General features: G+C 57.0%; 5 protein-coding genes. All 5 read right to left on the reverse strand.

Annotated features, from left to right (window positions below):
- Window positions 1–32 precede the first annotated feature (32 nt).
- Window positions 33–590, reverse strand: a complete 558-nt coding sequence (locus WJM78_RS12785; protein WP_287146303.1) for a hypothetical protein — start codon at window positions 588–590, stop codon at window positions 33–35.
- An 86-nt stretch (window positions 591–676) separates the two neighbouring features.
- Window positions 677–8,629, reverse strand: coding sequence for a retention module-containing protein (locus WJM78_RS12790; protein WP_339009711.1), 7,953 nt, complete (start codon window positions 8,627–8,629; stop codon window positions 677–679).
- A gap of 268 nt (window positions 8,630–8,897) precedes the next feature.
- The gene (locus WJM78_RS12795; protein ID WP_339009713.1) at window positions 8,898–10,823 is read right to left on the reverse strand and encodes an EAL domain-containing protein; all 1,926 of its coding nucleotides are present in this window, start codon (window positions 10,821–10,823) and stop codon (window positions 8,898–8,900) included.
- A gap of 3 nt (window positions 10,824–10,826) precedes the next feature.
- Window positions 10,827–11,576: a transglutaminase-like cysteine peptidase gene (locus WJM78_RS12800; RefSeq protein ID WP_042035569.1), complete on the reverse strand. Its 750-nt coding sequence runs from the start codon at window positions 11,574–11,576 to the stop codon at window positions 10,827–10,829.
- A 120-nt stretch (window positions 11,577–11,696) separates the two neighbouring features.
- Window positions 11,697–13,016, reverse strand: a complete 1,320-nt coding sequence (locus WJM78_RS12805; RefSeq protein WP_042035568.1) for a TolC family outer membrane protein — start codon at window positions 13,014–13,016, stop codon at window positions 11,697–11,699.
- Between the last annotated feature and the right edge of the window lie 18 nt (window positions 13,017–13,034).

Raw genomic sequence — 13,034 nt, forward strand, 5'->3', positions numbered from 1 at the left:
GTGAGGTCATTATGCCCGTGGTCGAATGGGATTCATATATCGTGCAATGACGGTATCTGATCCAGCACCTGATTGGTCATGTCGATGTTGATGCTGATCTCGTTGCCCATCAGCTCTTGATGGCCGGGTGCCATCGGCGTGACGCTGCGGGAACCGAGCACGACGTCATCATCAAAATGGAAGGAATCCCACGACAGAACGTGTCCTTGCGGCGAGGTCTCGGGGTCTGCCAGCGTGGACGTGATAAGTGGAGCACAATCTATGCTGTCGGAGTGCATGAGCAGATCCTGCAAACAGCTATCGCTCAGACTCTGCAGCGAATACTCCTGCTCCCCCTGATCGTGCCCGACCAGCACCACCATATGAGGTGGTTCTGCATCGACTGCCGGCGTGAAAGCGATGGTCGCTGTCGCGAAGTCCACATTGAGGGAACCCGCCACTTCGCCATCTTGGCTTTCAAGATCCAGTGCATCGATCCGATCACCTGCCATCGTGGCCTGATAGCCAAACTGGCCGGTGCAGGTAATGCTGCCCTGCCCATCCCAGCTATAGCGAATACCATCGATATCGATCCAATTGAATGACTGCATGGTGACCCTCTCCTGTACTGCCGCTATCTTAGCCGCCACCTCTGTCAAAAAACAGGGGCCAGGCATAGCCCGGCCCCATTACTCGATTACGGATCAACCTTGAGGTTGCCTTGATCCAGCAAGTCTTGAATGATCTGTTGATCTGTTCTTGTTCCTCCAAGGGTCAGATCCACGTTATCAAAGAAGATAGTATGGGTTGTAGACCCACTGTTCGAGCCATCCAGGTCGATCGTCAGAGTAGACTTATTGCTACCTGGGCCGGATGCAAAGTTAAAATACTGATCCAATGTTGCTGCATTTGTCTGTTCCCCACTCAGCAAATCACTCAGGTCCAGCACATCGCCATTAGCTCCCGTGGTGAAATCCTTGATGGTATCAATACCACCGGCATCACCCGACATCCACTTGAAGGTATCCTTACCTGTTCCCCCTGTCATGGTGTCACTGCCAGAGCCACCGGTCAGAATGTCGTCACCGCCGCCACCACTCAGGATATCATTGCCAGCAAGACCACTGAGGACGTTGGCACTGCCATCACCTGTCAGAGAGTCGTTGAACATGGAGCCAATCAGGTTTTCCATGTTGCTCAAACTGTCCGTTCCTGCACCACCGGTTGCCTGGTTGTTACCATTCACAATGACAGTTACTCCAGCAGTACTATCCAGGTAACTCGCTGTATCATTGCCATTGCCACCATTCAAGGTGTCATTACCCACACCACCGACAAGAATGTCATTACCCTCCCCACCGTTCAGGTTATCGTTGCCAGCACCACCAAGCAGGATATCGTTGCCAGCATTTCCATTGAGCGTGTCATTTCCCGAATTTCCAATCAGAATTTCATCAAGATAACTCCCTGTGAGCGTCGAACCACTCTGTACATCTACGAATACCTTGGCCGGATCGGTAGTAGTACTATTGATGTAATTGAATGAACCATCATAAGTACCTGGAGTTGCATTGCCCGACGTATCATCGAATACAACAGTGCCTGAACCATCTGTTATCGTGCCACCAATCGCGCCGGATACACCGGAGATTACCTGAGTAGCAGCAAGCGGTCCGGTGTCATTGGCAAGCAATACCCAGTCCGGAATAGTCGAAGGATCCTGATTGGTGATGATGAAATCATCACGCACTACAGTAGGGCCAACTGCAGGATTGACGATGATAGACAGCGTACTGGAAGCAGTGTCTCCATCGTTGTCTCTCACGCTGTAACCAAAGACCTGACTAATGCCACCCGCAGGAATCGAGGACGGTGGGGTAAATGTATACATACCGTTGTCCATATCGACTTTGAGGATACCGCCAGCAATTGCAACCGACCATTCATTGGTAGTCGAATTGAATGTGCCCGCTGAAGTCCCACCTGTGACACTGGCACTATCGGTTTGTTGATTGTAGTGATAGGTGACGCCAGCAACTGTAATAGAACCAATCCAACCATCATCTCCGCCAGTACTGGCCGTCACCCCATCATTGAGTAACTGCCCAGATAATGGCGGTGCAACAACCGTGCTGAGCAAAGTTGCCGCCAGCTGACTGAAGTCGGTCACAACCGTCGCGGAAGTATTTGCTGGGCTAGCACCACTTATACCGTTATAGGCGATCGGATCCAGAGCTGACTGGGTCGCACCAGACCCCATGCCGAGAGCAAACGAGTTGATATTGTTTGCCTTCAGGAAGTCGATCCAATCCTTTTCATTGGCGGCACTGATACCACTTCCATCACCAAAGCTGTTGGAGCCGTCGGGCACAGTTGCTGGATTACTGACGGAGCTTGCGTTGGGCGCACCATCCGACATGAAGTAGGACACATTTTGCGCCCCAACCAGCTTGTTGCTCGAAGCAAAGGCATTGATAGCATCGTTGAGAGCATCGTCGTAGTTTGTCGAGTCGGTCGTTGAAAGGCTAAGAATAATGGCCTTAGCAGCATCGACACTTACCCAGGTCCCTGTCGGGTTGGCCGCAGCGGTAGCGAACGTGATGATATTGACCATCACATTGCCATAGGCATCATACTTGTCGAGCAACTCCAGAGCCGATTTCTGCATGACTTGTATTCGAGTCATTCCTTGATAGCCAGATAGATTATCCATGCTGCCGGAAATATCGAGGATCAACATCAAATTGGTGTCTTGAACCTGTGTTGCCTGACCAGCATTGGTCACTGGATTAGCTGTCGGGACGTCGTCTTCGAAGTGGATGTTGCCACCCAGATCCGCACTCACCGTGCCGGTCGCGGTGTCGTTATCGCCATCCACCACCGTCACTGTTGCACTCAACAACACCTTGCCACTGGCCAGGCTGATGAGGCTGTTGTCGTTGCTGGTGTCCACGTCCTCCGGCAGGTGATCCAGCTCCGCCGACTGGGTCAGCGTCACGGTACCATCGCTCGCCGCGCTAATGCGGAACACCTCACCCGCGCTGGTCGCACCGACAATGTCGCTGCCCACCTTGGTCAGGGTGATGGCCAACCCGTTGCTGGTCAGCCCGCTGTTGCTGTCGGTCACGCTCAGGCTGTAACTGCCCACCGTGGTCGTGCCCGGACCGTCCGCGCCATAGCTCGGCACCGCCGCCGCCAGGAAGGCCGCCGCAAAGCTGCCGCTCGCCGTGTCACTGGCCACCCCGATGGTCTGTGCATCCTGGGTGGTCAGCACGATGCTGCCATCCGCCACCGCGTTGATGGTGACGCTAGGACCGTCATCTTCAAACCGGAACACCCCGCCAGCGCCCACATCAATAGCAGCACTGGCGCTGTCGCCATCGGCATCCGTCACGGTTTGCACCAGGGTCAGTACCCCGCTGTCCAGACTCAGCCCCACACTGTCATCCGCATTGCCGCTGTCGCCGTGCCAGACATTGTCCAGCAGGGCAAGCGTCACTTCACCTGTACCCGGGTTGATGGTCAGCGTGAAGTAATCCACCCCACCGGCACTGCCGGTGATGACGTTACCCACCTGGTTCAGCACGATGGCCTCACCCTGCCCAGCAGGGGCCTGCGGGTCCACCGCAAACAGGCCACTGGCCACGTTGCTGCCCGTGAGTGCCAGGCTATAACCAATCGTGCCCGCCCCATCGGCCCCGAAGGCCGGGGTGAACTGGGCTTGTACCTGCGCGGCACTCAGGCTGGCGCTGGCGATGCCATCACTGCCCGCACCGCCCAGCGCAGCCAGGCTTTCATCCACACTGGCACTCAGGCTCGGCGCTTCCTCCGCCAGCCCGGCACTCGGGCCGTCATCTTCAAACCGGAACACCCCGCCAGCGCCCACATCAATAGCAGCACTGGCGCTGTCGCCATCGGCATCCGTCACGGTTTGCACCAGGGTCAGTACCCCGCTGTCCAGACTCAGCCCCACACTGTCATCCGCATTGCCGCTGTCGCCGTGCCAGACGTTATCCAGCAGGGCAAGCGTCACTTCACCTGTACCCGGGTTGATGGTCAGCGTGAAGTAATCCACCCCACCGGCACTGCCGGTGATGACGTTACCCACCTGGTTCAGTACGATGGCCTCACCCTGCCCAGCAGGGGCCTGCGGGTCCACCGCAAACAGGCCACTGGCCACGTTGCTGCCCGTGAGTGCCAGGCTATAACCAATCGTGCCCGCCCCATCGGCCCCGAAGGCCGGGGTGAACTGGGCTTGTACCTGCGCGGCACTCAGGCTGGCGCTGGCGATGCCATCACTGCCCGCACCGCCCAGCGCGGCCAGGCTTTCATCCACACTGGCACTCAGGCTCGGCGCTTCTTCCGCCAGCCCGGCACTCGGGCCGTCATCTTCAAACCGGAACACCCCGCCAGCGCCCACATCAATAGCAGCACTGGCGCTGTCGCCATCGGCATCCGTCACGGTTTGCACCAGGGTCAGTACCCCGCTGTCGAGACTCAGCCCCACACTGTCATCCGCATTGCCGCTGTCGCCGTGCCAGACGTTATCCAGCAGGGCAAGCGTCACTTCACCTGTACCCGGGTTGATGGTCAGCGTGAAGTAATCCACCCCACCGGCACTGCCGGTGATGACGTTACCCACCTGGTTCAGTACGATGGCCTCACCCTGCCCAGCAGGGGCCTGCGGGTCCACCGCAAACAGGCCACTGGCCACGTTGCTGCCCGTGAGTGCCAGGCTATAACCAATCGTGCCCGCCCCATCGGCCCCGAAGGCCGGGGTGAACTGGGCCTGCACGGTGGCAGCACTCAGACTGGCGCTGGCGATGCCATCACTGCCCGCACCGCCCAGCGCAGCCAGGCTTTCATCCACACTGGCACTCAGGCTCGGCGCTTCCTCCGCCAGCCCGGCACTCGGGCCGTCATCTTCAAACCGGAACACCCCGCCAGCGCCCACATCAATAGCAGCACTGGCGCTGTCGCCATCGGCATCCGTCACGGTTTGCACCAGGGTCAGTACCCCGCTGTCCAGACTCAGCCCCACACTGTCATCCGCATTGCCGCTGTCGCCGTGCCAGACATTGTCCAGCAGGGCAAGCGTCACTTCACCTGTACCCGGGTTGATGGTCAGCGTGAAGTAATCCACCCCACCGGCACTGCCGGTGATGACGTTACCCACCTGGTTCAGCACGATGGCCTCACCCTGCCCAGCAGGGGCCTGCGGGTCCACCGCAAACAGGCCACTGGCCACGTTGCTGCCCGTGAGTGCCAGGCTATAACCAATCGTGCCCGCCCCATCGGCCCCGAAGGCCGGGGTGAACTGGGCCTGCACGGTGGCAGCACTCAGACTGGCACTGGCGACGCCATCACTGCCCGCACCGCCCAGCGCAGCCAGGCTTTCATCCACACTGGCACTCAGGCTCGGCGCTTCCTCCGCCAGCCCGGCACTCGGGCCGTCATCTTCAAACCGGAACACCCCGCCAGCGCCCACATCAATAGCAGCACTGGCGCTGTCGCCATCGGCATCCGTCACGGTTTGCACCAGGGTCAGTACCCCGCTGTCCAGACTCAGCCCCACACTGTCATCCGCATTGCCGCTGTCGCCGTGCCAGACGTTGTCCAGCAGGGCAAGCGTCACTTCACCTGTACCCGGGTTGATGGTCAGCGTGAAGTAATCCACCCCACCGGCACTGCCGGTGATGACGTTACCCACCTGGTTCAGCACGATGGCCTCACCCTGCCCAGCAGGGGCCTGCGGGTCCACCGCAAACAGGCCACGGGCCACGTTGCTGCCCGTGAGTGCCAGGCTATAACCAATCGTGCCCGCCCCATCGGCCCCGAAGGCCGGGGTGAACTGGGCTTGTACCTGCGCGGCACTCAGGCTGGCGCTGGCGATGCCATCACTGCCCGCACCGCCCAGCGCAGCCAGGCTTTCATCCACACTGGCACTCAGGCTCGGCGCTTCCTCCGCCAGCCCGGCACTCGGGCCGTCATCTTCAAACCGGAACACCCCGCCAGCGCCCACATCAATAGCAGCACTGGCGCTGTCGCCATCGGCATCCGTCACGGTTTGCACCAGGGTCAGTACCCCGCTGTCCAGACTCAGCCCCACACTGTCATCCGCATTGCCGCTGTCGCCGTGCCAGACGTTATCCAGCAGGGCAAGCGTCACTTCACCTGTACCCGGGTTGATGGTCAGCGTGAAGTAATCCACCCCACCGGCACTGCCGGTGATGACGTTACCCACCTGGTTCAGTACGATGGCCTCACCCTGCCCAGCAGGGGCCTGCGGGTCCACCGCAAACAGGCCACTGGCCACGTTGCTGCCCGTGAGTGCCAGGCTATAACCAATCGTGCCCGCCCCATCGGCCCCGAAGGCCGGGGTGAACTGGGCTTGTACCTGCGCGGCACTCAGGCTGGCGCTGGCGATGCCATCACTGCCCGCACCGCCCAGCGCGGCCAGGCTTTCATCCACACTGGCACTCAGGCTCGGCGCTTCTTCCGCCAGCCCGGCACTCGGGCCGTCATCTTCAAACCGGAACACCCCGCCAGCGCCCACATCAATAGCAGCACTGGCGCTGTCGCCATCGGCATCCGTCACGGTTTGCACCAGGGTCAGTACCCCGCTGTCGAGACTCAGCCCCACACTGTCATCCGCATTGCCGCTGTCGCCGTGCCAGACGTTATCCAGCAGGGCAAGCGTCACTTCACCTGTACCCGGGTTGATGGTCAGCGTGAAGTAATCCACCCCACCGGCACTGCCGGTGATGACGTTACCCACCTGGTTCAGTACGATGGCCTCACCCTGCCCAGCAGGGGCCTGCGGGTCCACCGCAAACAGGCCACTGGCCACGTTGCTGCCCGTGAGTGCCAGGCTATAACCAATCGTGCCCGCCCCATCGGCCCCGAAGGCCGGGGTGAACTGGGCTTGTACCTGCGCGGCACTCAGACTGGCACTGGCGACGCCATCACTGCCCGCACCGCCCAGCGCGGCCAGGCTTTCATCCACAAACACACGGCCCACACCTTCGGATCCAGAGGTGAACGTGACACTCGGTACATCATCCAGGATCACCACATCCAAACTGGCACTGACGCTATCACCATCAGTGTCTACCAGTACCACACCGAAACTCTCACCCAGAACCGTATCATTGGCAGGCTTGGTGTGATTTTCGCTATCACTCAGGGTGTAGCTGTAATTAACGCTGCCTGACCCGGTAACGGGGTTGTAATTAATGCCTGTCACGACCAGCTCATTACCCGATGGGCTGGTAATCACCTGAGGGAACACCGTAATAGCTTGCCCATTACTGATCAGTGTGACACCGCCCAGAGTCAAACTCTGTACGCCATCAGCCGCATTGAATGTGAACAGGCCACTTTGTGTGAGAGCGGTTGCATCCGGATTGCTGCCATCTGCCAAAGCCGCTTCATCTAGTGTCAGCTCACCGCCTTCCAGCTGCAGACCAGCCAACTCAACAGGCTCATCAACCGGAGTGATGGAAATAGAGAGAGTGGACTGAACCGTGATGGTGCCGTCTGTGACGATATAGTTCACTGTCGGAACCGGCCCATCGTAATTAGGTGCCGGCGTGAACAAATAGCTGCCATCAGCATTGACCAACAGGGTCCCCACCCCAGTCAGGGTTACTGGTGTGCTCAATGAAGGATTGATGATAGAGCCCCAGCTAAACCCGGTCACAGACGAAGCCTGCGGCCCATCATTGTCAATGGTATTGGCCAACAAGTTGCCAGATATAACGGTGTCTTCTGTCACAACAACACTCTCGTTCTGATCGGAGAGATCATTGGCAGGAGTAATTGTCAGTTCCAGTGTGGACTGAACCGTGTCAGTACCATCAGTATCGACATAGGTGGCAGGAGGTACAGCGCCATCATAATTGGGGGCTGGAGTGAAGGTGAAACTGCCGTCAGCGTTAATGACGAGGCTGCCGACACCATCAATTGTGACAGTGGTACCTGCAGCAACGTTGACGTTATCCCCCCAGCTGAAGAGCAGCACAGACGCCGCATCAGGGCCATCCGTATTGACTGTGTTGGTGAGAACATTACCATTCAGTACCCCATCTTCGGGCACGGTAAGCTGCTCACCTTGATCCGCCAGTTCGTTGGCCAGCAGTGGTTCTGCCAACTGCCGAGTGTCAACAACAGGCTCGGTCTGGTAAGTGGTATCAAACCCGGCTACGGCAATCGTTGCATCACCGATTCTATCGATGATGACAAAGCCGCCATTACCACTTGCGCCAGCGACCCCACCGATCCCACCGCCGCCCGCAGCAGGCGCCCCACCGGCAGCAGCTGCCTCAAAGTTTTGGGTCGGGTCTACCCCTTGCAAGATCGATTGTTGCAATGCGGCAATATCGGGAGAGGTCGCACTCCCTGCATCCGAAGCTTGTGGCTGTCCCGGTACCTGAGCATCCGGGGCGGCGGCATCTGGGGTGCCAGATGCAGGAGAATCGTCATAGGGGGCAAGTACCAGCTTGGCATCATCTGCAATATTGAGCTTGGCGCCGGGCTGGAGGATTTCCCCCCTCTGCAGAGGGCGACTGCTACCATCGACCAGCAATATTTGAACGTTGCCTTCAACAGAAGAAACCACCACGGTTTTGTCGATTACTTGGGTACGCATATCCATTGCTCCAACATGACAGATCTTGATGTCTACACCATAGATGCCTGTCCGCCTCGCTTCCGTTGCAAAAATGTACAAGATGGGGTGAAACCGGAAGCAATGCTGAGCATTAAATCGAAGGATCTTTTTTTATATTGTTGAATCATTCACTTGGGAGGGATTCAAGTAAAGCCAATCAAGGCTCATCAACTAAAAATCTTAATACTTATTTTTCATTCGCATAAAAAAAGGGTCCTTAACGGACCCCATTTTTGATGCTGATGGCTCAGGACAAAGGAAATGCAGGGTGTACGAAACCCTGATAACCATCGATATGCAACTTAGAGAGCAACTCGACCTGATGCTGATCCTCAACACGGGTTGCAATGGTAGTCACACCCGCATTGTGAGCGGCGCGGCAAACTGCGGCCAGGAAGGAGGTATCGGCCCCCGTTTCCATGACCTGACTGGTATAACCATGGTCAACCTTGACATAGGCTGGCGCCAGCTCCTCGAGATAACCCAGAGACTGGAAGTGGCGACCATAATGATCAACGCCCCACTGGAACCCATGTTCCTGCAAGGTATTCACCAAGGTGATCACATGCCCCTTGTGCTTCATGATGGCGGCCTCAGGTATCTCAAACAGCAACCTGTCCTTCAATTCGACGTGAGTCGACAGATACCCGGTCAACCAAGTCAAAAACTCATCAGAACAGAGAGAGCCAGCCGTGATATTGATGGCCAGCACCAGATCTGATTGCCGTTCAAACAGGGGCACGCAGGCATCCAGTACCGCCTGATCAAACTCACTGCCCAGCTTGAACTGCTCAATGGCTGGCAAGAATTGGCCGGCAAAGTAGTCGGTACCGTCGCGTGAAATAGAGGCAAACAACTCGGCATGCAGTCGTACCCCATTGTCGAAGCGGCAAGCTGGCTGGGCCTTAAAGCGCCACAAGTGCCGAGCAATGGCATCTTGCACCAGATCGCGCCAGGCCAGACGCCCCATCAAGCTCTGATCGGTACCGCCTTCCATCACAACGGCGCCACGGCGCTCATTGCGCGCCTTGCCCAAGGCATTGTCGGCCTTGGTCAGCAAGACCGACAGATCGTCATTACCGTCACGCCCCGCAATACCGATGACGGAGAGGGCATCTCCTTCACCCATCGGATTAACGACCAGGTCGGCAATTCGGCTGTTGATCACCTCCGCCAGGTCTTTCAACTGGGTCAGATCGTCGGTTGGACAAAGCAGCGCATATTCAGTGGCAGAAATCCGCGCCAGAGCCGCGCCATCCCACCCCTTCAACTGATCTTTCAAGGTCTGGGCGATGGACTTGACCATGTTGTCCCGCGCGGCAAAACCCTCTTCGCGGTACAAATCATCAAGCATATCGACCGCCACCAGCATGACACCGCCTTGTCCTGCTTCGGCAATCCATGCATTGACCTGACCGACAAAATAGGCACGGTTACCCAAGCCGGAGACGGCGTCCACATAGACACGCTCCCGCAATTGTACGGCCTCTTCCGCTTGCACTTTAAACTGCAGCGCCAACTTGCTGGAGAGGGTGTTGATGGCCTGTACCACCTGTTTCAACTCGTGGGTTTTGGGCTCTGGAATGGCGTGACCGAAATGGTGAAGCTCGATCTCTACCGCCTGATCGCAAATCTGCTTGAGTGGCTTGAGCAGATAATTCAGTGCCCTCATCAGTAAAATGGTGGTGATTAAAAAACCGATCAAGAACCAGCTTGCCAGTTCGCTCATACCCCGCCACAGCTCGTAATAGGCTTGTCCTGGGTGGCCCACCACTTTCAGTTTGCCCAGTTGCAGCCAGCCGGATGTCAGAATTGACTCGTTGGATACTTCGGGAAACAAACCCAAGCCGATAAACCACTGTGGTACGCCCTGAATGTTGCTGGTGTTCTCTTGCTCGATGACATCTTTGGACGCCAGCAAATCCAATCGGATCAACTGATAATAGCCGCCATCAAATATGGCCTGGATGACCGATTCAGCTCCCACCTTGTCACCGTTTTCCAAATACGGGGTCAGCGCCAACCCGAGCGAGGTTGCGGTATTGATGACGGTGGTCTCCTGCTGCTGAGCCAGATAGGTTCGGGTCGAATTGAACTGCACCCAATAGGTAGCTGCAAACAACAAACCGAACAGGATCAACATGGTTGCCAATAATTGTCTGTAGAGCGTCATAGGTTAATCATCCAAATTCACCACAGGCCGAGCCAATCGCCCGGAAGTCATGCGATTGCGTAAATCACTCCATAATCCCAAGCGTGACGACTGCCCGGCCAGTTCCCCTTGACCACGCGCCTTCATCAACCACAAGTGACTACCGTTAAAGCTGTATATCGGCACCAGATCCGTGCGTTGGCTGGCAGGACGGATCGATCCGATCAAATTATCCAAAATCACAGGTTCGGAGGAAGGGGTGTCATAGTAGGCAACAACCATATGAAACTGGTTATAATCCAACGCCTTGACATATACCATCCGCATTTTCTCATCGGGAATACCAAGCTCCAGCAGGGTGAAGTATTTTGAAATGCTGAAGTCTTCGCAATCACCACCGGCCGCCCCCAGAAACTCCAGCGGGGTAGCCCAGTAATCTTTCTTGCGCCACAACTTGATGTCATCAATGAAGCGCATCTGGTTGAAAAACTGGTTTACCTTCTCCAGTTTCTGGCGCTCTGTCAGTCCGGCATCACGATTCTGCATGACCAGCGTACGCCAGCTTGTCACCCGCTTGCCTGCCCTGGCCCCATAGGTTTCCTCGGCGCGCTGAACCAGCTTGAGGTCTTCGGGTGTCAAGGGTTGACTGGCAGAGAGGATGAGCGGAAGCAAAACCAGCAACCACCACAGTGAGTAACGCAGCCAGCGAGCGCGCAACCCCAAGGCTGACGCCCTGCTAAAACCGCTTGCCTTCCACCACACAGTCACACTCATCCCATGGGCATCCAATGACTGTCACTGCACCGATCAAGCATTAGAGCATTAGAGACAAGGGATGGTAGCAGCAAAGCGCGACCATCCCTTTTACTCGCATCAAACCTGATGCGTTGTCCATTAGCGTTTGGCTTGCCAGTCGGCCGGCTGCTGCACGTTAAACGCGTTGAGCAGGCTACCTGTGGCGTTGAGGATACGATAGTCAGCCAACAGAGCGTCATACTCGGCGGTAATGTAGGTTCGGCGCGCCTCAAACAGTTCGTTTTCGGTGTTCAACACGTCCAGCAAGGTACGCTGACCCAGGCCAAACTGTTTCTTGTACGCCTGTACAGTGTCGTAGCTGGCGTCAACATGCTCTTTCAGAGAGGTCTTTTGCCTGGCCAGCGACTCTTTCGCGTTCCAAGCCAGACGAGTGCCTTCCTCTACTTGGCGGAACGCATTCAGATGAATGTCTTTCGCCTGAGAGTAGAGCGCAGATGTTGCATTGCTCTCTGCCACATCAGAACCGCCACGGAACAGGTTGTAACGCATCCGTACCATGGCGGTCAGATCATCGTTACGCCCTTTGACTGAATCGATATCCTCATTCCAGTTCTGATCTACCTCAAATGTCACATTGGGATAGAAACCGGATCTGGCGCCTTCATGCTGATACTTGGCCGCTTCGATATCCTGCAGGGAGGAGAGCAGGGTCGGGTGCACTTCGGTGGCCGTTTTCAATGCAGCATCCAGACTGGCGGGAATAAGCGCCCCATTGGGAACGGGTTGCACCAGATCCTTTGGCATCTCGTTAACGACGCGAATGAATTCGCTCTCCGCATCGCGATAGTTGTTCTCGGCGGCAGCCTCATTGGCATAGGCTCTGGCGACACGACCATCGATCTGGGTCTGGTCCGCAGTCGAGCCCAGACCAGAGTCGGTCCGCTTACTGATATCGCTGCGGATCTGCTCATGGGTTTCCAGGTTCTGCTTGGACAACTCCAGGAGCTCCTGCTGGCGCAGCACGTTGAGGTAAACCTCGGCCACACGCAGCGCTGTGTTCTCTGCCTCGGAGATCATGGCCAGACGCTGAGCGTTGGCTTCGGCATCGGTCCGGGCCACGTTGCTGCTGACATCGAAACCGTCGAAGAGCATCTGGCGCAGACTGATCCCGGCCTCTTTGCGAGTCATGCTGTCATCCACACCAGCACCGCCCGCACGAGTGGTTGGGCTATCGGTCTTTTCATAACCCACACCACCACGCAGATCGATGGTGGGATAATAACCACCTTTGGCGCCATCATGCTGATACAGTCGCGCCTGATAAAGGTCAAAAGCTTCCTTGATTTTCGGATGGGTAGCCAGTGACTGTGCCACTGACTGTTCCAGCGTTTGGGCCAGGGTAAGGCCCGGGAACAGCACGGTGCCACTTACTAACATGGCAACAATCGTCTTCTTCATGGTATCTCCAGTCATGTT

The sequence above is a fragment of the Aeromonas popoffii genome, assembly GCF_037818705.1.
Classification (GTDB): domain Bacteria; phylum Pseudomonadota; class Gammaproteobacteria; order Enterobacterales; family Aeromonadaceae; genus Aeromonas; species Aeromonas popoffii.

Coding starts and splice junctions, on each gene's coding strand:
- WJM78_RS12785 (WP_287146303.1), bottom strand. CDS start 590: ATGCAGTCATTCAATTGGATCGATATCGATGGTATTCGCTATAGCTGG.
- WJM78_RS12805 (WP_042035568.1), bottom strand. CDS start 13,016: ATGAAGAAGACGATTGTTGCCATGTTAGTAAGTGGCACCGTGCTGTTC.
- WJM78_RS12790 (WP_339009711.1), bottom strand. CDS start 8,629: ATGCGTACCCAAGTAATCGACAAAACCGTGGTGGTTTCTTCTGTTGAA.
- WJM78_RS12795 (WP_339009713.1), bottom strand. CDS start 10,823: ATGACGCTCTACAGACAATTATTGGCAACCATGTTGATCCTGTTCGGT.
- WJM78_RS12800 (WP_042035569.1), bottom strand. CDS start 11,576: ATGAGTGTGACTGTGTGGTGGAAGGCAAGCGGTTTTAGCAGGGCGTCA.